The organism is Halorubrum pallidum (genome assembly GCF_055380345.1).
The window spans coordinates 383956-405411 of record NZ_AP043945.1 but is presented as its reverse complement, the minus strand read 5'-3'; the positions used below and the strand labels follow the sequence as shown (position 1 = coordinate 405411).

Sequence of the window (21456 nt, the reverse complement as noted above, 5' to 3'; positions counted from 1 at the left end):
GAGCGGCGACAGAGCGGATCGACCCACGACCCGCATGCTTTAGACCGTTGCCGCGATATCCGCGAGTAGATGGAGTTGGAGGCGATCCCCGGCGTCGGCGCGAAGACGGCGGCAGCGCTGTCGGAACTCGACGACCCCGTCGAGACCGTCGAGTCCGGTGACGTGGCCGCCATCGCTCGCGCGCCGGGCGTCAACGAGGCCCGCGCGGCTCGGATCGCACGCGGCGCTATCCGGCGACGACACGACGACGAGGGGCGCGTGCTCGCGACCGACCGCGCCCGCGAGGTGTACCGCTCGGCGATCGACCTGCTTCGCGAGCGGACGGTCACCGACTACGCCGCGAAGCGGCTGGAGACGTTCTACCCGAGCGCGTCGGCCTCGCGGATCGCCGAGGCGCAGTCGCTCACGGCCGACGCGACGGACCGCGAACCCGATCCCGACGTCAGCGAGGCGCTCTCCGGCGTCGAGCCGCTCTCCGATCCGCCGACCGTGCGCGTCCGTGACCGCTGTCTCGCGACCGCCGACGCCGAGACGCTCGCGCGCGCCGAGCGTGCGGTTCCCGAACTGTCGGTCGAAACGGTCGAGGACGCCCGCGACGTCTCTGAACTCGCGCGGTCGTACGCGACGGTGATCGTGATCGACGAGGCGTTCGCCGGCCTCGACGTCGAGGGCGACGTCAAGGTCCGACCGGACGCGCTGGAGACCCCCGCCCAGACGGTCCCCGAGCGGCTGCTCGCCTTCTTCGCGTCGAACCGCGAGCGGCTTGAGGCGGCGGTCGCAGTCCACGAGGCGGCCGCGGCGGCCGGCGACCCCGTCACGCCGGACGGCCCCGCCGCCGACCTCGACCGCCTGCGAGACGCGCTCACGCGGCTCGACGACGACGGAACGATCGTCGGCGATGCGGAACTCTCGCGGCTCTCCGACGCCGTCGACGACCTCGACGCGGCCGTGTCGACGGCGGCGTCGGTCGCCGACGACCGGCTGCGCGAGGCGATCCGCGAACGCGACGTGACCATCGAGGGGACCGACTTCCTCTCGTTGGTCGAACAGGGCGCGCGTGTCGATTCGCTCTTGGACCGCGAGCTCGCGGACGAGTACGACGAGGCGATCGCCGCCGCCCGCGAACACCTCGCGGACGCCCTCCGACTAGCGCCCGAGGAGGCAGAACTCGCCGAGCCGATCTTCGCGGGCGACCCCTCGTTTCCGGTCGAACACGACGAGGGAGCTGTCTCGCGGCTCCGAACCGAACTCGCCGCGGCGCGCGACCGGCGAGCCGCCCGCCTGAAAGCCGACCTCGCGGACGACCTCGGCGACCTCAGAGAGCCGGTCGAGACGCTGGTGCGGGACGCGCTCGAACTCGACGTGGAGTTCGCGATCTCGCGGTTCGCCCGCGACTTCGACTGTGTCATGCCCGCGGTCGTCGACCCGGACGGAGGAGACGGCTCGGACCGACTGGCGAACGGCGGCTTCCGGATCGAGGGCGGGCGCTCGCCGCTTCTCGACGTCGCGTTCGACGACGCGGAGCCGGTCGACTACGGCGTCTCGGGCGCGACGCTCCTGTCCGGGGTCAACTCCGGCGGGAAGACCTCCACCCTAGACTTGGTCGCGCTCGTCGTCGTGCTCGCGCAGATGGGACTGCCAGTGCCCGCCGAGTCCGCGACCGTCGAGCGATTCGAAGAGGTCCACTACTACGCCAAATCGCAGGGGACCCTCGACGCCGGCGCGTTCGAGGCCACCCTCCGGGACTTCGGCGACCTCGTCGAGGGCGCGGACGGTCGGCTTGTTTTGGTCGACGAACTGGAGTCGATCACGGAGCCGGGGGCGTCCGCGAAGATCATCGCCGGCATCCTAGAGGCGCTCGACGACCAGCACGCGACCGCGGTGTTCGTCTCGCACCTGGCCCGCGAGATCCGCGACGCGGCCGACTTCGAGATCGCCGTCGACGGCATCGAGGCGGCCGGGCTCGTCGACGGCGAACTCCGGGTGAGCCGCTCGCCGAAGAAGGGCCACCTCGCGCGCTCGACGCCGGAACTCATCGTCGAGAAGCTCGCCGGCGACCGCGGCGGCGAGTTCTACGACGACCTCTTAGAGAAGTTCTGAGCGACGGGTCCGGGATCGGTTGCGCTTCGGCGCGGCCGTCCGCTAGACGGCGCAGCGCTACGCGCTCGTCCGGGCCGACTCCGTCGCGTCGTCCGCTGAGCGGTCGCCGTCGACCGGGTCGCCGAACGCGTACACCGTGTTGTGTCCGGTCACGGTCACGTCGAGGACGTCTCCGACCTCGACACCCCGCTCCGTCGCGTTCTGGACGACGATCTGTCGGTACGCGCCGTCGCGGCACTTCACGGAGTCGCCGGTGCCTTCCTCGACGACGAGCACCTCGAACTCGTCTCCGACCATCGACTCGTACGCCTCGCCGACGACGGTCATCTTCAGCTCCGACATCGCCTTCGAGCGCTCCTTTTTCACCGTGCCGCCGAGCCCCTTCATGTCCGCGGCGTCGGTGCCGGGGCGCTTCGAGAAGCGGGTGACGTTGATCTTCTCGGGGCGGACCTCCGCGAGGAGGTCCATCGAGCGCTCGTGGTCGGCCTCGCTCTCCGTCGGGAAGCCGACGATGAAGTCGGTCGAGAGCGTCCAGTGGTCGAGCCGCTCGTCGAACGCGTCGACGACCTCGCGGAACTTCTCGACGCGGTGTTGTCGGCGCATGTCGGAGAGCACGTCGTCGGAGCCGGACTGGACGGGCGCGTGGATGAAGTCGTACAGCTTCGGGTTGTCGGCGAACACCGCCGCCAGTTCCTCGTGGATGCCGTGGATGCCGCCGGGGTTCGCCATCCCGAGCCGCACACGGAACTCGCCGTCGATGTCGCAGATCCGATCGAGCAGCTCCGGGAGCTTCCGGTCGCCCGTGTCCCACCCGTAGACGCCCGTGTCCTGTCCCGTGACGCGGATCTCCTTCGCACCGGCGTGGACCAGCGCGCGGGCCTTCTCGACGTTTTCCTCCACGGGCGGGGAGTCGACGCGCCCGGTCGCGAACTTCGTGATGCAGTACGAGCAGTTACTCATGCAGCCGCGCGCGATGGGAAGAATGCCGACGACGCCGTCGAGGACGGGCTCGGCGTCCGGCGTGGTCGTCGGACACTCGCCGTTGAGCGCGTACGACGGGACCTCGTCCCAGTGGAGGATCTCCGCGTCGATCCCGGCCTCGCGGAACGCGTCGCCCTGCGCGAGCGCCATGCAGCCGGTGACGACCAGGTCCGCGGTCTCCGCGGCCAGTTCCTCTGCGCGCCGCAGCATGTTTCGCTCCGTCTTCTCGACGACGGTACAGGTGTTGAGGATGGCGACGTCGGCGTCTTCGGGGCTCGCTGCCGGGCGATGGCCGCCGTCGCGGAGCGCCCGCTCGATCTCCCGGCTCTCGCCCCGGTTCGAGCTACAGCCGTAGGTTTCGATGTGATACGTCGCCATCGAGTGAGCACGCTACCCGCCCCGCGGAGAAAAACGCGACGGATCGGATATCGCGTCGGATCAGTCCTCGGCGATCGCGGCCGCCGCCGGGGCCTCCGCGTCGGGGTCACCGGCCGACCCCGGGTCGCTCGTCTCGGCCGAGTCGACCGCCTCGTATACCGACCGGCGGGCGTCGGTGGGGCAGAACCCCTCCTCGACGAGGCCGACCTCGGTCAGCTTCTCCACCGCGAACCGGACCGTACGCGTGGAGAGTCGGGTCTCCTCTGCGAGCCCGGTCTGGTCGAAGCGACCCTCGGCTTCGAGGACGTAGTAGACGAGCTTGGCGCTCGGCGGGAGCGGCGAGAGCAGTTCGCGGGTTCCTTCGTCCATGTACGTCCACACGGGCGAGTCGGACATAACCGTGGTCCGGGTGTGCGCCGACCCCGCACGTCCACGACGGAGGTATCAGAGGCGTCGAGCCGCGATCACCCGTCCGTCCGGAACGCGAAGCGCGCTCCCGACGCGTCCTCGTCGATCGCGAACTCCCACCCGTGGGCCGCCGCTATCTCGCGAACGATCGCGAGTCCGAAGCCGGTTCCACCGGATTCGCCCGACGTTCCGTACTCGACCGCCGCCGCCGGATCGACGTCGAAACCGGTGCCGTCGTCCGCGACGGCGAACCCGTCCGACAGCGACTCCACGGCGACCGCGACGGGATCGTCCGTCGCCGTCGAGCCGTCGCCCTCCAGCGCTTGACCCTCTCTGTCGCTCGAACGAGCGTGTTCGACGCTGTTCGTGAACAGGTTCTCGAACAGCGTCCGGAGCCGCTCCGGGTCGGCCTCGACTTCGGCGTCGGCGTCGCGCACGTCGAGCGTCGCCCTCGCGGTATCGACGGTGCGCCACGCGCGCTCGGCTGCCGCGGCCAGCGAGACGGACTCGGGGTCGTCGACGGTCCGTCCCTGTCGGGCCAACGCGAGGAGGTCATCGATGAGTTCCTCCATGCGGCCGTGTGCCTCGTCGACCTCGTCGAGGTGAGCGAGCGCCGCCGCGTCGTCGACGTGATCCGCTGCGAGTTCGAGCCGACCGGCTGCGACGTTGAGCGGGTTTCGGAGGTCGTGCGAGACGAGGCCGGCGAACTTCTCCAAGCGTTCGACCTCTCGTTTCAGGTCCGCGTCGCGCTCTCTGAGCTGTCTCGTCCGTTCGGCACGATCCAGCGCAACCGTGACGTTCGCCCCCAGCACGCGCGCCAACTGAACCGCGGTGTCGTCGAAAAAGCCCGTCTCGCGGGAGCCGAGCGGCATCACCCCGTGGTCGCCGAGCGGAACGACGAGCAGGCTCCGGAGGTCACCGTAGTCGATGACGGTATCGGTCGCTTCGAGGTCGTCGACGGCGATCAACTCGCTCCGCTCGAAGGCGGTCCAGATGGTCCCGTCTCCCGGACCGTACGCGGGGCGGTCGCCGAGCGCCGCCGTCGCCTCGTCGCTGATCGCCGTCGGCAACAGGGCGTCGCGGTCCGCGTCGTACAGCCGGACGCCGCTGTTCGGAAATTCGAGGATGTCGATCGCCGCGCGCGTGGCGATCTCCGCGATCGCCTCGCAGTCGTCGCCGCGAAGCATCTCGCGGGTGGTCTGGTGGAGCTTTCGGAGCACTCGCTCGACCCGTTTTTGCTCGTCGATGTCGGCGTAAACGGTGTAGACGACCGTCTCGTCCGGACACTCGACGGGAATGACGTGTAAGATGAAGTCCCGGACCCCCTCCGTGGTGTGACGCCGGACTTCGACCCGCGACGCGGTTCCGACGTCGGCGGTCGCCGCGAGATCGACCCGATCGCCGTCGTCCGGAACCATCTCGTCGCGGATCGATCGGTACCCGCGGTCGCTCGCCGACTGTCCGAATGCCTCCTCGAACGCGCCGTTCGTGGCTTCGAGGCGACACGCGCCGTCGCCGTCTGCGGTCGTCCGTGCCGCCGGCAGCGGCAGGTCGTCGAAGAGCGCGCTCAACCGGTCACGCTCGCTCCGGAGTTCGTTTTCGGTCTCGATCTGCTCGATGGCGTCCTCGGCGTGTGCGGCCACCAGCTCCGCAAACTCGACGTCCCGGGAGTCGAAGGCGTCTGCACCGTCCGAGACCGCCTGAAACACGCCGTAGGAACCGATCGGTACCCGGATCGCCGATCGCCCGTCGTCGGTCGTGACCGCCGCCGCGACGCCGTCGGATTCGACCGGAAACGTCTCGGTGTCTACGCCGGCGTCGACGTCCCGGCCGTCCCCTCCGAGGGGGAGCCCCTCCACACCGTCGGTGCTGACGCCCTCCGAGCGGGCGGCGGGGACGAGCCCGCCCTCTCGCTGCCGAGCCGTCACACAGCGGTCGAAATCGAGAATCTCCTCGGCCGCGCCGACCACGCGTTCGAACACCTCGCTCGTCTCATGGGCCGAGGCGAGATCAGTCGCGAACCCGTGTATCGACGTGATCTTCGCGTTCACCTCTCGGAGGTCCCGCTCGGCGCGACGGCGGTCGAGGGCGTTTTCGACGCTGTTGGCGAGCATCTCGTACCGGTCGCGTCCGATGCCCTTCTGGAGGTAGTCGGTGACGCCGGCAGACACCGCCTCGCTCGCGATCTCCTCCGATCCTCTGCCCGTGAACAGCACGAACGGGATCCCGGGCTCGACCGACCGGACGGCTTCGAGCAGTTCGAGCCCGTCGATACCCGGCATGTTGTAGTCGCTGACAACGCAGTCGACGCGCTCCTCGCCCACGACGGCGAGCGCGTCCGCGGGGTCAGCGCGCGTGACCGTCTCCACCCCGGCGACGAGTCGGTCGACGTGCGTGGCCGCGAGATCGGCGGCACCCGGCTCGTCGTCGACAAAGAGCACCCGCCGCCGACCGCCCTCTCGATTCGGTCCCTCTCCCTCCCGATCCGCTCCGTTGCGGTCTCCATCTGATCCGTCGCGGTTTCCGTCCGCTCCGTCGTGATCTCGGCCCGCTCGGTTGCGATCCGGCTCACTCTGTGTGCCGCCGCTCGATCCGTCGCGGCCATCGTCGGAGTCGAGTTCCATGCGACCCGCTGACACTACTGGACATTTTAGCTTTCGCCCCGAACACCAGTCCTGAGAATCGGAGGGAACGAAAACGGTCGGGGCGTCGCCCGCGAAACAGTGCGTCGACGGCGCGTTCTACAGGAAGTCCTCGACGTGGTCGGCGACCTCTTCGGGAGTGTCGCCGACGGGGACGCCCGCGTCGTTGAGCGCGTCGATCTTCGACTGGGCCGTGCCCGTGCCGGAGCCGGAGACGATAGCGCCCGCGTGACCCATCCGCTTGCCCGGCGGGGCCGTGCGCCCGGCGATGAAGCCGGTGACCGGCGTGTCCATGTGCTCGCCGATGAACTTCGCGGCCTGCTCTTCGTCCTCGCCGCCGATCTCGCCGCACATCACGACCGCGTCGGTCTCGGAGTCGGCCTCAAACGCCTCCAGCGCGTCGACGAACGAGGTTCCGATGATCGGGTCACCGCCGATGCCGATGGCGGTAGACTGCCCGATACCGCGGTTGGTGAGATTGTCGACTACCTGGTACGTGAGGGTGCCGGACCGGGAGACGAGCCCGACGCGGCCCTCGGAGAAGATGTTTCCGGGGAGGATGCCGAGCTTCGCCTCGCCGGGCGTGATGATGCCGGGACAGTTCGGGCCGATGAGGCGAGTGTCGACCTCGGAGAGACGCTTGTTCACCTTCGCCATGTCCTGGGTCGGGATCCCCTCGGTGATCGCGACGGCCAGATCGAGGTCGGTATCGAGCGACTCGAAGATCGCGTCGCCCGCGAACGCGGGCGGTACGAAGATGACGGATGCGTCCGCGTCCTCGACCTCCACGGCCTCGTCGACGGTGTCGTAGACGGGGACGCCGTCGACCTCCTGACCGCCCTTGCCCGGCACCGCGCCGGCGACGACGTTGGTGCCGTACTCGATCATCTGACCGGCGTGGAACTTCCCCTCCCCGCCGGTGATACCCTGCACGACCACCCTGGTGTCGTCGTCAACGAAAATGCTCATTGGGTCACCTCCTCCGCGTTCTGCACCGCGCGCTGGACGGCGTCCTCCAGCGTCTCCTCTACCTCGACGAGGTCCGTGTTCAGGATCTCCATCCCCTCCTCGGCGTTCGTGCCGGCGAGTCGGACGACGACCTTCTTCGGGATCTCGTCGAACTGCTCTAAGGCCTCGTTGATCCCCTTCGCGACCTCGTCGCCGCGGGTGATCCCGCCGAAGATGTTGAACACGACGGCGTCGACGTTCTCGTCGGAGAAGACCATGTCGAGCGCCTGCGTGACGCGCTCGGCCTTCGCTCCGCCGCCGATGTCGAGGAAGTTCGCCGGCGTGCCGCCGTAGTAGTCGACCAGGTCGAGCGTCGTCATCACGAGCCCGGCCCCGTTGCCGATGATGCCGACGTTGCCCGACAGGCGGACGTAGTCGAAGCCGTACTCGCCGGCCTTCCGCTCTAAGTCGTCCTCGTAGGACTCCTCTGCCAGTTCGGCCAAGTCAGGCTGGCGGAACAGCGCGTCCTCGTCGATGTTCATCACGGCGTCGGCGGCGACCACGTCGCGGTCGCTCGTGATCATCACGGGGTTGACCTCGATCTCCGAGGCGTCGTTCTCCTCGTACAGGTCGTACAGCGTCGTGAGGATCGAGGCCACGTCGAGCGCCACGTCGGCGTCGACGCCCGCCTCGTAGACGACCTTCCGAGCCTGATACGGGTGGAGCCCGAAGGCGGGGTCGACGTGCTCCCGGGCGATCGCGTCGGGGTTCTCCTCGGCGACTTCCTCGATGTTCACGCCGCCCTCGGTCGACACCATCAGGACCGGCCGGCCCTCGCCGCGGTCCATGGTGACGCCGACGTACAGTTCGTCGACGAAGTCCACGCCGGCCTCGACGAGGACCGAGTCGACGGTGTACCCCTTCAGGTCCATACCGATGATCTCCTCGGCGTACTCCTCGGCCTCCTCGCGGTCGGTCGCGATCTTGATCCCGCCGGCCTTCCCGCGCCCCCCGACGTGAACCTGCGCCTTGATCGCGGCCGGGTAGCCGATCTCGTCGACGGCGTCGAGGGCCTCCTCGACGGTCGTCGCGAGCCGGGAGTCCGGCACCGGGATCCCGGCATCCGCGAAGATAGTCTTCGCTTGATGTTCGTGAAGTTTCATCCGTGTGGGATCGGTATCGACGGCGGCTTAAATGGTTCCGATCCGACTCGAACGGCCGACTGACGTCGAGAGTCGGCGGTCAACTGACGTCGGGAGTCAACGGTCGACTGATGTCTGGAGTCGGCGGTCGACTCGAACGAGGTCGGTCTCGAACGGAGACCCGCACAGACGGGAAAAAAGGTATACAGTCTGCCCCGTGCACGATCGTATGGGAACGGAACGGGGCGGGGACCCGCCGGGGCCGTCAGGCCTCCCGGTAGTGGGAAACGCTCTCCAGTTCGCGTCTGATCCGCTGTCGTTCTACGAGGAGGTGGCGCGCGAGTACGGACCGATCGCGCGATACAGGCTCGGCGGCAGAGAGTTCTACCAAGTGAGCGACCCCGAACTCGTCGAGCAGGTGCTGGTCCAACAGAACGAGCGGTTCGACAAAGGCGAAGAGTATCGGCGGATCCTCACCCCCGTTATCGGCAACGGGCTGTTGATCAGCGAGGGCGAGTTCTGGCGACGGCAGCGGCATCGGATGGAGCCGGCGTTCCATCCCGACGCACTCACGGAGTACGCACCGATAATCGTCGAACACACCGAGCGGTTACTGTCAGACTGGCACGACGACACGGTTCGAGACGTCCACGCGGACATGATGCAACTCACCGTCGAGATCGCGGCGAGAACTCTGTTCGACGCGGATATTCGGGAGTACGAGGCCGACATCTCTGATGCCCTCGAAGCGGTGATGGACCGGTCGGAAAAGCGGCTCGAACGGCCGATCGAGATCCCCGACGGCGTTCCGACGCCCGGAAATCGCCGGTACAAGCAGGCGCTCTCGACGCTCTACGCGATCGCAGATGAGATCGTCGAGTCGCACGATGAGACCGGAGACGACGTGGTCTCGCGGCTCCTGCGGGCGAAGTCACAGGCGGGCGGACTCGACGACGAGCAGATACGAGACGAGGTCGTGACGCTGCTTTTGGCGGGCCACGAAACGACCGCGCTCGCGCTGACGTACACCCTCTACCTGCTGGCGACGAACCCGGAGCAGGCGGACCGACTGGGTGCCGAACTCGATGAGAAGGCGGGTCGCGGTCCGCTGTCGAAAGACGTCGGCGAGGACCTGTCGTGTACGAAACGGACGCTCAAAGAGGGGATGCGCCTGTATCCGCCGGTGCAGAGCGTCATACGGGAAGCGACCGAACCGGTCGAGATCGGCGGGTACGAACTCGCCGAAGGGACCGTCGTGACGACACCGCAGTGGGTGCTCCACCGCGATTCCCGGTTTTACGAAGAGCCAGAGGTGTTCCGCCCGGACCGGTGGAGCGGGTCGTTCCGTGACTCGCTCCCGCGGTTCGCGTACTTCCCGTTCGGCGGCGGACCGCGGCGCTGTATCGGCGAGAACTTCGCCAAACAGGAGATGCGGCTGGCGCTCGCCACGATCGCACGGGACTGGGAGTTCGAGGCCGTGACCGACGAACTGTCGCTTTCGCCGTCGATCACACTGCGCCCGGACGGGCCGGTGAAACTCCGAGTCAGCCGGCGATAGCGGGCGGTTCACTCACCGATCTCTCGACCTGCCCGCGGAATTCCACTCTCGTTCGCCGATCTCAGTCGTCGCCGAGGATGACGCGGTGGGTCATCGCCTCGGGGTCGAGCACGTCGTCCGCCTCGTCTTCGGTGAGGTAGCCGGCTTCCACGGCGGCCTCTCGGACGCTCTTCCCCTCTTTCAGCGCGGTCTTCGCCACCTTCGAGGCCTTGTCGTAGCCGATCGCGGGGTTCAACGCGGTCGCGAGCGCCATCGACTGCTCGACGCGGGTCTCGCAGTGCTCCTCGTTGGCTTCCAGCTTGGCGACGAAGCGCTCTCCGAACGTCGCCGCGGCGTTCGAGAGCAACTCGGCGGATTCGAGGAAGTTGTGGGCGATCACCGGCTTGTAGAGGTTCAAGTCGATCTCGCCGCGGGCCGCGCCCGCCGAGATCGCGGCGTCGTTGCCGACCACCTGCTTGTGGACCTGATTGACCGACTCGGCGACGACAGGGTTGATCTTGCCGGGCATGATCGACGAGCCGGGCTGGTTCTCCGGCTGTTCGACCTCGCCGAGGCCGTTACGCGGACCGGACGCGAGCAGCCGGAGGTCGTTGGCCATCTTGTTCAGGCTCCCCGCGATCGTGCGGAGCGCGCCGTGCGCTTCCGCCATCGCGTCGTGGGCCGCCTGCGCCTCGAAGTGGTTCTCGGCCTCGCGAAAGGTCGTCCCCGTCTCCTCGGAGATGTACTCCGCGGCGAGCCCGGGGAACTCCGGATGGGTGTTGAGCCCGGTGCCGACCGCGGTGCCGCCCAGAGCGAGCTCGCGCAGGTTCGACTGGACGCTCTCGGCGCGCTCTATCCCCTTCGCGACCTGCGTGCGGTAGCCGCTGAACTCCTGCCCGAGCCGGATCGGCGTGGCGTCCTGCAGATGGGTGCGACCGGTCTTGACGACGCCGTCGAAGGCGGCCTCCTTGGCTTCGAGTTCGACGTGGAGCGTCTCGAGGGCGGGAACGAGGTCCTTCTCGACGGCTTCGAGGGAGGCGACGTGCATCGCGGTCGGGATCACGTCGTTCGACGACTGGCCGTAGTTGACGTGGTCGTTAGGGTGGACGACGCGGTCGCCGATCTCCGCACCAGCGATCTCGGCCGCACGGTTGGCGATCACCTCGTTGGCATTCATGTTCGAAGAGGTGCCGGAGCCGGTCTGGAACACGTCGACCGGGAACTGGTCGTCGTGATCGCCGGCGATCACCTCGTCGGCGGCGGCGACGATCGCCTCGGCGGTGTCGTCGTCGATGAGATCGAGATCGCGGTTCGCCTGCGCGGCGGCCTTCTTGACGACGCCGAGCCCGCGGATGAACCGTCGACTCATCGGAATCCCGGATATCGGGAAGTTCTCGACGGCCCGCTGGGTCTGTGCCCCCCAGTAGGCGTCGGCCGGAACCTGCATCTCCCCGAGGCTGTCCTCTTCAGTGCGGTAGTCTTCGCCCATGCGTGCGCGTTCCCGCGAGACCGGGTAAAAGCTACTGAAACCGCTCACCGTTCCCGCGGTCTGAGACACCGACTCCCACGGGAGCGCGACGGCGACCGGGTCGTTCTCACCTCACGGGTTCGTTTTCTCAGGCCTCGTCGACCGGGAACAGTCCCTCGTCGCGGAGGTCGTCGTCGAGGCTGCCGTCGCCGTGTTCCGCGTAGGCGGCGGGTGTGTACGTCTTGATCTCCAAAGCGTGGACCGTCCGTGTCATGTGGTCGCCGACGGCGTCGTACACGCGCTGGTGCTGGTCGACGAGCGACTCCCCGTCGAAAGCGGGCGAGACGACGACCGCCGCGAAGTGCGCGTCCTCCTCCTCGTCGTCGTGAATCCGAGGGTTCGTCACGCGCGCGACGGCGTCCGCGATGTTCGCCTCGATGAGGTCTTCGACCTCGGCCGGGTCGATGGTCATGCGTCGTCTCCGGTCCCGGCAGGCAAAAAGCGACCGCATGTCTCCGGTGATCGATCGCGGTCTGTCGCGCCTACCAGTCGACCGCCTCGGTCATTCGATCACCGCTGTCACTCGGTCGCCCAGTCGAAGACCTCCCGCCGACGGTCGAGGAGGGTTCCGAGGTGATCGCCGTCGACTTCTACGAGGGTACCGCCCACCTCGTCGAGGTACGTTCTGACCGGCTCGATCGGGGCGTTGTCGTCGTCGACGCCGTGCCAAGCCCGTACGGTCGCGTCGGGCGGGTGATCGACTGACTCCTCGGCGAACTGTCGCGCCTCGCGGGCGACGGCCGTCGCACCCTGTCGGAGCGCCTCGTGGAAGTCGGTGGCGACGGCGTCGGCGACGGCCGCGGACACCGCCCGATCCGTGTACTGGTCCACCACCGCTTCGGACCCGCGGAGACGCGCCAGCGGCTTCGAGAGCCGGAAGGCCAACCGCACCGCGAACGGGATCGACGCGAGTCGGGCCAGACCGGTCTCCGCCGGCGGAACCACGGCTCCGACCAGCCCGATCCGTTCGGCCGGCTCCGCGGCCGCCAGCGCGAAGGGCCCGCCGCCGGAGAAGCCGACGTGTGGCACGCCCGTTACCCGTCCGTCCGTCCCCTTCTCCGCGACCCCTTCGATCGCGAGCAGTTCCCGCACGTCGTCTCGCCAGTCGGAGAGCGACCAACCGCGCCGCGGCGGCGACGACCGCCCGTATCCGGGTCGGTCCGGGACCACGAGGCGGACTCCGGTCTCGGCCGCGGCCCGATCACAGACGGCCGCGAACAGCCGTGACCCGGGCGTTCCGTGATGGAAGACCAGCGGGTCTCCGGTCGGATCGCCGGCAACGGCGTACGCCAGCGTCCGGCCGTCCGGGAGCGTGCGTTCGCGCGTCGAAACCTCGCGTCGCGTCGTGGCCGATTCGTGTGCTGTCATTGTCGGTCGTTCCCGTTCGTCTACCGCTCGAACACGAGTCCGTAGTGGTACGGCGGGAGGTCGACCTCCCGAGCGAGTCGCAGATCCGTCGCCGACTCGACCGCGGCGCGCGTCTCGTCGGGACTGATCCGGAGGTCGGTCGGCGGTCCGCGCGGCTCCCCGCCGACAGTCGTCTCCGCCCGCGGCCGAGCCTGCCAGTTGATCACGACGAACCGACCGCCGGGCGCGAGCGCGTCGACGACGCCGGCGAGAAATCCGGCTCGGTCGTCGATCCCGTGGAACGCGTTAGCGAGTATCGCGACGTCGACCGACTCGGGGAGGTGCAACGCGAGATCCCGGGCGTCACCGCGGATCGGAACGACGGCGTCTATCTCCTGTTCGTCCGCGAGCGTCGTGAGCTCGTCGAGCAGCGACTCGTCGAGGTCGACGGCGTACACCGGTTCAGGGTCGACGATCCGCGCGGCCGGCAGCGCGAAGTACCCGTTGCCACAGCCGATCTCGACCGTGCGATCTCCCCGTTCGAGTCCCAACCGCCGGAGCGTGTCTGCCGGCGTCGGCCAGAGTCGACCCCACCAGTCCCAGTCCGGTTGTCCCGTGTTCTGGAAGCGGTCCATACCAGACGGTAGCGGGGATGTCGGCCTTATCGGTTCCGGGGCGGTGCGAGCGGCGACCGGCTCACTCGCCGTCCGCGAGCCGACGCAGTCGCGGCAGCGCCTGCTCGTAGCCGAGCGCGACGACGCCGACGTACAGCGCGAGCAGGCCCATCGCGATCCCCCACGCGCCGAGCGCGAGGTCGCCGCCGGTGACCGCCGACAGCCCGAACCGTTCGAGGACGACGCCGCCCGCGGCCGCCGCCCCGGCACCGAGGGTGACGGCGACGAGTTCAGCGATCTCGACAGCGACGGCGGGTACTTCGACCATACCCGACCGACGGCTGCGGCGCGATATGACTCTTTTGGACCGACGGGATGGTAGGTGTCCTGCGAAGCGCCGCGCTGGGCGAGAACGCCACGGTATCGGCGGCGGAGAGCGGCCCTTTTATTTTCGTGAACGCGTATCACCGGGTACGCATGAGCAACGGAGACGGCGACGGTCGGAACGACCTCCGGATGCCCGACGACGACGAGGTGTTCGCGGAGGTCGTCGAGATGCTCGGCGCGAACCGCGTCAAGGTCCGCTGTGCGGACGGCACGGAGCGGACGGCGCGCATCCCCGGGCGGATGCAAAAGCGCGTCTGGATCCGCGAGGACGACATCGTTCTCGTCGAGCCGTGGGACTGGCAGGACGAGAAGGCCGACATCTCGTGGCGCTACGAGAAGAGCGAGGCCGAACAGCTCCGCGAGGAAGGACACCTGCAGTGACCTCCGACGTCCCGATCGTCGCGCGTCACTGACGAGACTTTTCGCGGCGCTCTCTCACTCGCTCGTGAACCGCTCCCGTTCCGCGAACGCGACCGCCGTCCCGTAGCGTTCGACCAGCGGCACGTACGCGTCGCCGAGAGCGCGCATGCATGCGGCCGTCGAGACGAATCCGAGGTCGTCTGCCACCGACTCCGCCGGGCGGCCCTGCAACACTTTCCGGACCAACAGGCGCTCCTCACGGTCGTCGAGGGCAGTGTCGCCTGCCTCGTCGGCCTCGATCAGCGCCGCGAGCGCGATGTCGCGGAACGCTCCCGGCGCGCTGTCGTACATTCCCGGACCGAACGACGCGCCCACCACGGAGCGCCACTCCGCTTCCGTCAGGTCGATCGGGACCGGTGCGGAGCAGGCGCGGAGCGCACCGCGGACCACGTCGGCGTCGACGGCGCGATGGGCGTCGGAGAGCCCGTCTCGCTCCCGGTCACGGAACGCGATCGCGTGACGGCCGAGGAGGGAATCACCCGCCTCGCCCGCCGGCCGCAGCATGACCGCGGAGTGCTCACCGGACGCGTCGTTTCGGGAGGTCGAGAGGTGAACCGTCCGGTAGTCCGCGCGACGCCAGAACCGGAGCAGCCGCGGCGTCGCCCCGTACCCGACCGAGAAGTAGTCGACGCCGCTCTCGGTGCTCCGGATCCCGAACTCGGCGTGGATCTCCGCGAGCAGCCGCGAACCGAACCCCTTGTCGCGGAGCGCGCCGTGCGTCGCGATCCGAACGATCCGGATCCCCCGCGGCTCGGCGGCAGCCTCGTCGCGGAGTTGGCTCGTGAGGAGGTCCGGTACCATGTTCCCGCGGATCCGTTTGCCCTCGTACATCCGCTCGCGGGTCGTCGCGTCCAGTCCCCCTTCGCGCGCGAGCAGGGCTATCGCGACGACCCGGTCGTCGGCGACGAGCGCCCGCGCGAGGAGGTTCGGCGCGTCGAGCAGCCGCGCGAGGTCGTTCGGCTCCGTGCGGTAGTGCGCGGCCACGAGCAGACCGAACGCCTCGCCGAGCAGCGTCTCGTCCGCGAGCAGATCCCCCGGGGCGAGCGCTCGATACCTCGCGTCTTCTGCCGCCGTTCCCGCGACCGCCTCCGCGACTGCCGGCCGGGCGTCGAGCAGGAGCGCGTGCGACGCCCACGCCTCGATGGGATCGTCGCGCGCGTATCGGATCGGCTCGTCGAGCCGCACGTCCCGCACCGCGAACCGACTCGCGAGCAGCCGCTCGCGGAACCGGACCGCGAACCCCCGGCCGGATCCCTCGTAGCCGTGAACCGTCGTACAGAACGCGATAGACGGCGCATCGAGGAGGCCCTCCAGCAGCCGCACCGGCAGCGCGGCCGCCTCGTCGACGATCACGACGTCCGGGCTCTCGGGTAGCTCTGACGCCGCCGCGGGAGACAGGTAGCGGACGCGCCCGCCACCCGGGGCGTCGAGGCCACGCGTCGCTTCCGCCGCGTTCTCGAAGCGCTCCACGTCGTCGCCGTCGCGTTCGATCCCGCGTCCGATCACCTCTCTCGAGCGTGTGAACACCTCCGCGGCGTTTCGAATTCCCGGCGCGGTGACGAGCACGTCCGCGCCCGCGAGCGCCAGTTCGCCGGCCGCGATCCCCGCCGCGCTCGACTTGCCGCGACCGCGATCCGCCTCGACGACGACGGCGTTCCCGGGGGTCGAGAGCGGCTCGAACGCCCGCACGGCGCGCGCCTGATCGGCCGTGAGACAGGCCTCGTACGCCGCGTCCGGAAACACCGGATCCGGCGGGACGGTCGGTGTCTGCGACACGGTCCCGCTGCCGGTCGAGTCCACGGGCCCCGCAGAGAGCGCGTCGCGTTCGACCGCGGCGCTGCCGTCTGGTCCGTCGCCAAGCGACACGAGCGCGATCCCCGGGTGCGTTCGGAGCGTGTCGACCAGCCGCTCGCGAAAGCGGCCGGTCACGTCGTCGAGGCCGTACGGCGGGACCGCGAGCGACTCGTCGAAGCGGTCGCGCGTCTCTTGCCACGCGTCGAGCGCGGGGGCGACGAGGACCAAGAGGCCGCCGCCGTCGACCGCCCCGACGCATCGGCCGAGCGCGTTCGGGACGAACTGCTCGTGGCAATCGAGCACCACGACATCGCGGGTGCGCCCGAGCAGCCCGTCCGCGCCCCGCGGCCGGTACTCCTCGAACCGGAACCCCTCGCGCGTCGAGACGACCGAGACCCCGTCCGCGTGCTCTCCGAGGACCGCCTCGATCGCCGTGTAGGCCGCGTCGATTCCACGGTCGCGGTCGCCGGCGAACACGAGGACGCGTCGCTCGTTCGTCGCCTCGGCCGCCCGTTTCGCCCGCCGCGCCAGCGTCGCGATCATCCGTCGGTTGCCCTCCGTTGTCCGGGACGGCAGATGTGTCTTGTCCTCCGCGGCGTCGGTCGATCGCGGCTAGTACCGTCCCGGTCCAGCCGAGGCGGGAGGCTTACGGCGGCGCAGGGCGTCGGTTCACTCATGACCACGGTCACGCTCGTCGGCACGCGGCTCGCGGACATCGGCCGCGAGTTCGTCTACGAGGGCGAATCGTCCGACTGCGAGGGGTGTCCCTACCGGGAGCAGTGCCTCAACCTCTCCGAGGGCACGCGGTACCGCGTGACGGGGATCCGCGAGAACGCGCAGACGCTCGACTGCGCCGTCCACGACGCGGGCGTCCGCGCGGTCGAAGTCGAGCCCGCGCCCGTCCCCGCCACCGTCCCGTCGAAGCGAGCGTACGCCGGGAGCAAGGCCTCCCTCGCGGGGCCGTGTCCGCACACCGAGTGTCCGAGCCACGGGTACTGCGTCCCCGACGGCGTCGACTTCGACGAGGAGCGCGTGATCGATCAGGTACTCGGCGAACCGCCGCACGACGAGTGCGCGCTCGACCGCGACTTGACGCTCGTGGAGTTCCGCGCGAAAGAGTAGCCGTCGCGCCGGTCGAGTACGTCTGACGACTACAGCGACGTGACCGCGTTCAGCGTGATCCGAATCGCGCGTTCGACGTTGTTCTTCGCTTTCTCCGGCAGTTCGTCGTCCGAGTCCGCACCCTTCTGCGTGCCCGCGACGAGGTTGCCGTCGACGGTGCAGATGGCTCCCGCGCGGAGTCCCTTGCGCCGCGCGAGCGCGAAGACGGTCGCGGCCTCCATCTCGATGGCGAGGAGGTTCGCGTCTTCCCAGTCGTCGACGTACGCGTCGCTCTCGTTGTAGAAGGCGTCGTCGGAGACGATCGGTCCGACGTGGACCTCCTCGTTGGCGGCGGCGTCGACGAGCCCCCTGAGCACGTCGTAGTCGGGGACGGCCGGGTACACTTCATCTTCGTACCGCTTGCTCGTCCCCTCCTCCTTGGCCGCGCCCGTCGCGACGACCATGTCGCCGACCTCCATGTCCGCCTGTAGCGCGCCGCAGGTACCACACCGGAGGAACGTCTCGACGCCGACCCGCGACAGTTCCTCGACGGCGATCGCGGCCGACGGGCAACCGATCCCGGTCGAACAGATCGTGAGGTCGACGCCCTCGTAGCTCGCGTTGACGACCTTGTACTCGCGATTCTGCGCGACGACCTCGCTGTCGTCACACAGGTCGGCGATCCGATCGACTCGCCCCGGGTCGCCGGGGATGACCGCGATCTCGTGTACGTCGCCTTCCTCGACCAGTAGGTGCGGCTGTTTCGCCATGTGGATCGAGACTCCCGCGTCGCGCAAAAACGGACCGGTCGGGACAACCGATCGTCGGGGTTGCGAGGAGGGACGTCGGATTCATCCTGCGTTACCGAGACCGGAGTCTCGTTCGCACACCAGAAACCTATGTTTTCTGGAGACGCTGTATCCCCGCCCTGCCCTCGCTTCGCTCGACCGTTGAGGACGGGGGCTTAGCGCCAGGATCCAGCTAATAGGTTGCAACGGTTCTACTGAGATCCTCAGCAGGTGATCCGTCTTCACCGGTTGCGGTCAATACAGGTTATTACATGTCACTCAAGATAGTTTGAATAGCCAAGATTAATGACGACCTCCGGAAGATTCGTTCCATGGCAGATTCACAATGGAAACTGTGGGCTGATGAGAACGTTGTCTATGCGAAGTTCCCGGAGGGAATGCCAGCAGAGGAATCGGAATTCATCCGAATCAACGAGCGTTTCGAGGAACTCGCCGAAAAGGAGCGGGTAGACGCGCATATCTCAATAATACAGATGGAAAGTTCCCTTCCGAGGGAAGTGATCGAAAAGGCAGCTGAAGCGGCCAAGGCGGGGAAACCGCATGGAATCACGAGATGGGCACTCGTGTCGAACGGAATCAAGGGAATGGCCTTCGCGAGTTCCGTTAAGAAGATAGATGGGATTGACGCGAAATCGTTCAAGGACGTAGAAGAAGCCGAAGAGTGGGCTACTAACTAGAGAGGATCTATTCAGCAGTGAACTCGATTCGCGTGATCTCGAACCGCACGCCGTCAAGAGTTTCCGCCTCCGCAATATGGATCTCCCAGCCGTGTTCATCGACGATTTGACGAACGCTTGTCATTCCCATCCCACTCCCGCCGGACTTCGTAGAGAATCCCGGAGTGAACACCTCTTCACGATCCTCCGGGTCTATCCCTGACCCGTCGTCTTCCACGTAGAACCCATTAGCGACCTTCCCAATATGAATAGAAGTGGGACAGTCGGCGTGTTCCACAGAGTTCGAGAGTAAGTTTTGCAGAAGCCGCCGCGTTGCGGCAGGATCACCCTCCATCCGGGCGGTTCCAACGATCTCCAATGTAGAACGATCAGAAGAATTGACGCCCTCCCACGCCGCTTCAGCGACCTCACTAATGTCGATCTCCTCCATTTCACTGACGATCTCCTTCGATCGGAGTATGTGCACTAGGTCTTCACGGAGTTCGTTGAGGCGATCTACTGCATCTAACGCACCCTCGATATGAGCCGTCTCACCGGTCTGCACCGCCAATTCTAACCGCCCCTCAATTGTCTGAATCGGGGTCTGGAGATCGTGGGAGATCACTCTTGCCAATTCATCGAATTGCTCGTTCTGCGTTTCCAACTGCTGTTGGCGACGCTTGTAATCCGTAATATCTCTGGAAAGACCAATCAGCCGCGAACCAGAGCCATCATCGAATACTGGCTGAATCTGTGCCTCGACCCACTCCGCCTCTATCTCCGGAATCGTTCGGAACTCGACAGTCTCTGCTTCGCTGGTTTCCAGAACCGATTCGACGGCCTCCACCACGTCAGAACGATCTTCTTCGTAGACCCGGGTTTCGAACTCCTCGATCGTCCTGAGAGATCCTTCAAGAACTGGACACGGGTCGGGATAGCTTACCATCTCCCCCGTTTCGTGGTCCTGTTCCCAGATAACTGAATCAGTCCGAGCGAGAGCGAACTCCATCTGATCTCGTACCTTCTCTATTTCCGCTTCATGTTGCTTCTGGTCGGTGATATCACGAGCAGACACGATTAGTGATACAACAGTTCCCTCGTCGTTTGTGACCGGTCTGATAGTCCCTTCGGCGGTGAAGACATCCCCGTCTGACATCGGATGGTCAACCTCGTACTCGACGTACTCGCCATCAGCACCCCGGTCTATCCACTGCTTCAGGTCGGCTGTCGTATCGGCAGTCCACCACGGCGTTGCCCAGAACGGTTTCCCAATAATGTCGTCACGATCTGCTTCAATATACTCTAATGCAGTATCGTTGACGTGCTGAACCCTCCCGTCAGTGTCGAGCAACCCAACGAGGATATTCGGGTCGTGGAACATCGATTCGAACCGACGCTCGTTCCGACGGAGTTCCGTCTCGCGTCGTCTCCGCTCGGTGATGTCGGTGATAAAGCCCTCTAGAGCTTCCAGTTCACCGTCGGGACCAAAGATTCCACGTCCCCGTTCCCACACCCACCGTGTTTCTCCGCCCTTGGCCTTGATGCGATAGGTGAGTTCGAACGAGTCACTCATTTCGAGTGATCCCTGAACGGTTTCCCAGACATCCTCCTGATCTTCAGGGTGGACGACCTCTTCACCCCACTGAGTTTCATTCGATTCAAGTTCTACAGCCGTGTATCCAGAAAACTCTTTGACGTCGCCACGCACGTCTTCCATCGGCCACTCCGGATCGTTCTTGCACCGGTAAACCATCCCCGGAAGGTTACTCGTGAGCGTTTCGAATCAGCGCTTGCGCTTCTTTTGTGTCGTGATATCGCGGGTGATTCCCGTCTGGAAGGACGCCTCTCCGCCCTCTTCAATCGTCTTCCCGTTCATCTCACCCCATCGCGTCCCGTCCTCGTCACGGAACCGGAACTGAAGCGAGTACGATTCCCCCTCTTGAGCTGCCGATCGTATCGTTTCCTCAGCCGTGTCTTGATCCTGTAGATGAACTTGTTCCAACCACTCATCGAGCGACCCGATTGTCGTCCCGAACACCGGGCAGACGGTCGGGTGGATTTCCATCTCGTCGGTTTCGACGTCTCGGGTCCATATCGCGGCGTCAGTCGATTGCAGCGCAAATTCCATCCGGGACCGTTCCCGTTCAAGTTCCTGTTGAGAGCGATACTGTTCGACCGCATTCTCGATTCTGTTAGCGAGCAGTTTGTACTGATCCGTCCCGGATCCCTTCTGGAGATAATCGGTTGCACCAGCCGAGATTGCATCGCTTGCGACCTCCTCACTCCCTTTCCCAGTAAACAGTATCATCCGTCTTCAGTTAAGCAAGAAACCGCGTGATAGCGGAGGCTTATCGAGACATCTTTCGGAAGGAATGAGGAAGCCGAGTTTGTGCCCAACGGCTCCTCATCTCGGATTATGCGTCGGCTCACTACACTGTTTCCCTCTGAGTTTCTCGAAGAGCACGCCGAGGAACTCGGCGTGGTCGAACGTGACCTGCCTTGTTGAACGCAAGACAGCGTCGGGGTAGGGTCGGTAACTCACGGTTTCACGGCGTTAAAGCACGGTTCTTACACTCAGAAGATGTAGTAGCTGCCGCTGACGGTGTTGCTCGAAGAGTCAAAACTATGCCATCTTACTCCCTTGATCAGATGACGATGGCGATG

19 protein-coding genes and 2 pseudogenes are annotated in these 21456 nt (G+C 66.7%); 5 read left to right on the top strand and 16 right to left on the bottom strand.

The genetic code is table 11. From position 1 onward, the window contains the following. The first annotated feature begins 69 nt into the window (after positions 1–69). Positions 70–2100 carry a MutS-related protein gene (locus ACZ45C_RS03640; RefSeq protein ID WP_460562245.1) on the top strand — a complete coding sequence of 677 codons (2031 nt, stop codon included), beginning with the start codon at positions 70–72 and terminating at the stop codon, positions 2098–2100. A gap of 57 nt (positions 2101–2157) precedes the next feature. Here the strand turns inward: ACZ45C_RS03640 and ACZ45C_RS03635 are convergent, their stop codons facing one another. The 5 genes from ACZ45C_RS03635 to sucC form a co-directional block, all read right to left on the bottom strand. Beyond that, positions 2158–3459 (bottom strand): tRNA (N(6)-L-threonylcarbamoyladenosine(37)-C(2))-methylthiotransferase, encoded by a 1302-nt coding sequence (locus ACZ45C_RS03635; protein ID WP_460562247.1) that lies wholly within the window; start codon positions 3457–3459, stop codon positions 2158–2160. 60 nt (positions 3460–3519) lie between these two features. Next, a complete protein-coding gene (locus tag ACZ45C_RS03630) occupies positions 3520–3828 on the bottom strand; it encodes a MarR family transcriptional regulator (protein WP_460562249.1) in 309 nt (102 codons plus the stop codon). A gap of 95 nt (positions 3829–3923) precedes the next feature. Beyond that, positions 3924–6491 (bottom strand): response regulator, encoded by a 2568-nt coding sequence (locus ACZ45C_RS03625; RefSeq protein ID WP_460562251.1) that lies wholly within the window; start codon positions 6489–6491, stop codon positions 3924–3926. Between the two features lie 117 nt (positions 6492–6608). Then, a complete protein-coding gene (gene sucD, locus ACZ45C_RS03620) occupies positions 6609–7478 on the bottom strand; it encodes a succinate--CoA ligase subunit alpha (protein WP_460562253.1) in 870 nt (289 codons plus the stop codon). After that, positions 7475–8620: an ADP-forming succinate--CoA ligase subunit beta gene (sucC, locus tag ACZ45C_RS03615; RefSeq protein ID WP_460562255.1), complete on the bottom strand. Its 1146-nt coding sequence runs from the start codon at positions 8618–8620 to the stop codon at positions 7475–7477. Before sucC ends, sucD begins: the two co-directional genes overlap by 4 nt. A gap of 208 nt (positions 8621–8828) precedes the next feature. On the opposite strand from sucC, the gene ACZ45C_RS03610 reads away from it, so the two are divergent. Next, complete coding sequence (locus ACZ45C_RS03610) at positions 8829–10157, top strand: cytochrome P450 (protein ID WP_460562257.1); 1329 nt, start codon at positions 8829–8831, stop codon at positions 10155–10157. 61 nt (positions 10158–10218) lie between these two features. Here ACZ45C_RS03610 and ACZ45C_RS03605 read toward each other — a convergent pair whose 3' ends face one another. From ACZ45C_RS03605 to ACZ45C_RS03585, 5 genes are all read right to left on the bottom strand, one after another. Continuing rightward, on the bottom strand, positions 10219–11625 hold the full coding sequence (locus tag ACZ45C_RS03605; RefSeq protein ID WP_460562259.1) for a class II fumarate hydratase: 1407 nt from the start codon (positions 11623–11625) through the stop codon (positions 10219–10221). A gap of 127 nt (positions 11626–11752) precedes the next feature. Continuing rightward, positions 11753–12076: a BolA family protein gene (locus ACZ45C_RS03600; RefSeq protein WP_460562261.1), complete on the bottom strand. Its 324-nt coding sequence runs from the start codon at positions 12074–12076 to the stop codon at positions 11753–11755. A 107-nt stretch (positions 12077–12183) separates the two neighbouring features. Further along, a complete protein-coding gene (locus ACZ45C_RS03595; protein ID WP_460562263.1) occupies positions 12184–13032 on the bottom strand; it encodes an alpha/beta fold hydrolase in 849 nt (282 codons plus the stop codon). A gap of 20 nt (positions 13033–13052) precedes the next feature. After that, positions 13053–13646 (bottom strand): class I SAM-dependent methyltransferase, encoded by a 594-nt coding sequence (locus tag ACZ45C_RS03590; RefSeq protein ID WP_460562265.1) that lies wholly within the window; start codon positions 13644–13646, stop codon positions 13053–13055. Positions 13647–13707: 61 nt separating this feature from the next. Beyond that, positions 13708–13953 carry a hypothetical protein gene (locus tag ACZ45C_RS03585; RefSeq protein ID WP_460562267.1) on the bottom strand — a complete coding sequence of 82 codons (246 nt, stop codon included), beginning with the start codon at positions 13951–13953 and terminating at the stop codon, positions 13708–13710. A gap of 149 nt (positions 13954–14102) precedes the next feature. Here ACZ45C_RS03585 and eif1A point away from each other — a divergent pair, with 149 nt between their 5' ends. Next, positions 14103–14393 carry a translation initiation factor eIF-1A gene (eif1A, locus tag ACZ45C_RS03580; protein WP_256402272.1) on the top strand — a complete coding sequence of 97 codons (291 nt, stop codon included), beginning with the start codon at positions 14103–14105 and terminating at the stop codon, positions 14391–14393. A gap of 54 nt (positions 14394–14447) precedes the next feature. Here the strand turns inward: eif1A and tmcA are convergent, their stop codons facing one another. Further along, a complete protein-coding gene (gene tmcA / locus ACZ45C_RS03575) occupies positions 14448–16769 on the bottom strand; it encodes a tRNA(Met) cytidine acetyltransferase TmcA (protein WP_460562269.1) in 2322 nt (773 codons plus the stop codon). A 132-nt stretch (positions 16770–16901) separates the two neighbouring features. Between tmcA and ACZ45C_RS03570 the strand changes: the two genes are divergently transcribed. Continuing rightward, positions 16902–17348, top strand: a complete 447-nt coding sequence (locus tag ACZ45C_RS03570; protein ID WP_460562271.1) for a UPF0179 family protein — start codon at positions 16902–16904, stop codon at positions 17346–17348. Between the two features lie 29 nt (positions 17349–17377). Here ACZ45C_RS03570 and ACZ45C_RS03565 read toward each other — a convergent pair whose 3' ends face one another. After that, complete coding sequence (locus ACZ45C_RS03565) at positions 17378–18097, bottom strand: nucleoside phosphorylase (protein ID WP_460562273.1); 720 nt, start codon at positions 18095–18097, stop codon at positions 17378–17380. A gap of 350 nt (positions 18098–18447) precedes the next feature. Between ACZ45C_RS03565 and ACZ45C_RS03560 the strand changes: the two genes are divergently transcribed. Beyond that, positions 18448–18813 (top strand): hypothetical protein, encoded by a 366-nt coding sequence (locus tag ACZ45C_RS03560; RefSeq protein ID WP_460562275.1) that lies wholly within the window; start codon positions 18448–18450, stop codon positions 18811–18813. Between the two features lie 7 nt (positions 18814–18820). Here the strand turns inward: ACZ45C_RS03560 and ACZ45C_RS03555 are convergent, their stop codons facing one another. The 4 genes and pseudogenes from ACZ45C_RS03555 to ACZ45C_RS03540 form a co-directional block, all read right to left on the bottom strand. Continuing rightward, positions 18821–20509 carry a PAS domain S-box protein gene (locus tag ACZ45C_RS03555; RefSeq protein ID WP_460562277.1) on the bottom strand — a complete coding sequence of 563 codons (1689 nt, stop codon included), beginning with the start codon at positions 20507–20509 and terminating at the stop codon, positions 18821–18823. 66 nt (positions 20510–20575) lie between these two features. Further along, positions 20576–20905, bottom strand: a pseudogene (locus ACZ45C_RS03550) (PAS domain-containing protein); the annotation flags it as partial. A 38-nt stretch (positions 20906–20943) separates the two neighbouring features. Then, a pseudogene (locus ACZ45C_RS03545) lies at positions 20944–21097 on the bottom strand (PAS domain-containing response regulator); the annotation flags it as partial. Between the two features lie 99 nt (positions 21098–21196). Then, positions 21197–21334: a hypothetical protein gene (locus ACZ45C_RS03540; RefSeq protein WP_460562283.1), complete on the bottom strand. Its 138-nt coding sequence runs from the start codon at positions 21332–21334 to the stop codon at positions 21197–21199. Between the last annotated feature and the right edge of the window lie 122 nt (positions 21335–21456).

Bases quoted from the DNA above. Each gene is read 5' to 3' on its own strand.
- ACZ45C_RS03640 (WP_460562245.1), top strand. From the start codon at position 70: ATGGAGTTGGAGGCGATCCCCGGCGTCGGCGCGAAGACGGCGGCAGCG.
- ACZ45C_RS03635 (WP_460562247.1), bottom strand. From the start codon at position 3,459: ATGGCGACGTATCACATCGAAACCTACGGCTGTAGCTCGAACCGGGGC.
- ACZ45C_RS03630 (WP_460562249.1), bottom strand. From the start codon at position 3,828: ATGGACGAAGGAACCCGCGAACTGCTCTCGCCGCTCCCGCCGAGCGCC.
- ACZ45C_RS03625 (WP_460562251.1), bottom strand. From the start codon at position 6,491: ATGGAACTCGACTCCGACGATGGCCGCGACGGATCGAGCGGCGGCACA.
- sucD (WP_460562253.1), bottom strand. From the start codon at position 7,478: ATGAGCATTTTCGTTGACGACGACACCAGGGTGGTCGTGCAGGGTATC.
- sucC (WP_460562255.1), bottom strand. From the start codon at position 8,620: ATGAAACTTCACGAACATCAAGCGAAGACTATCTTCGCGGATGCCGGG.
- ACZ45C_RS03610 (WP_460562257.1), top strand. From the start codon at position 8,829: ATGGGAACGGAACGGGGCGGGGACCCGCCGGGGCCGTCAGGCCTCCCG.
- ACZ45C_RS03605 (WP_460562259.1), bottom strand. From the start codon at position 11,625: ATGGGCGAAGACTACCGCACTGAAGAGGACAGCCTCGGGGAGATGCAG.
- ACZ45C_RS03600 (WP_460562261.1), bottom strand. From the start codon at position 12,076: ATGACCATCGACCCGGCCGAGGTCGAAGACCTCATCGAGGCGAACATC.
- ACZ45C_RS03595 (WP_460562263.1), bottom strand. From the start codon at position 13,032: ATGACAGCACACGAATCGGCCACGACGCGACGCGAGGTTTCGACGCGC.
- ACZ45C_RS03590 (WP_460562265.1), bottom strand. From the start codon at position 13,646: ATGGACCGCTTCCAGAACACGGGACAACCGGACTGGGACTGGTGGGGT.
- ACZ45C_RS03585 (WP_460562267.1), bottom strand. From the start codon at position 13,953: ATGGTCGAAGTACCCGCCGTCGCTGTCGAGATCGCTGAACTCGTCGCC.
- eif1A (WP_256402272.1), top strand. From the start codon at position 14,103: ATGAGCAACGGAGACGGCGACGGTCGGAACGACCTCCGGATGCCCGAC.
- tmcA (WP_460562269.1), bottom strand. From the start codon at position 16,769: ATGATCGCGACGCTGGCGCGGCGGGCGAAACGGGCGGCCGAGGCGACG.
- ACZ45C_RS03570 (WP_460562271.1), top strand. From the start codon at position 16,902: ATGACCACGGTCACGCTCGTCGGCACGCGGCTCGCGGACATCGGCCGC.
- ACZ45C_RS03565 (WP_460562273.1), bottom strand. From the start codon at position 18,097: ATGGCGAAACAGCCGCACCTACTGGTCGAGGAAGGCGACGTACACGAG.
- ACZ45C_RS03560 (WP_460562275.1), top strand. From the start codon at position 18,448: ATGGCAGATTCACAATGGAAACTGTGGGCTGATGAGAACGTTGTCTAT.
- ACZ45C_RS03555 (WP_460562277.1), bottom strand. From the start codon at position 20,509: ATGGAAGACGTGCGTGGCGACGTCAAAGAGTTTTCTGGATACACGGCT.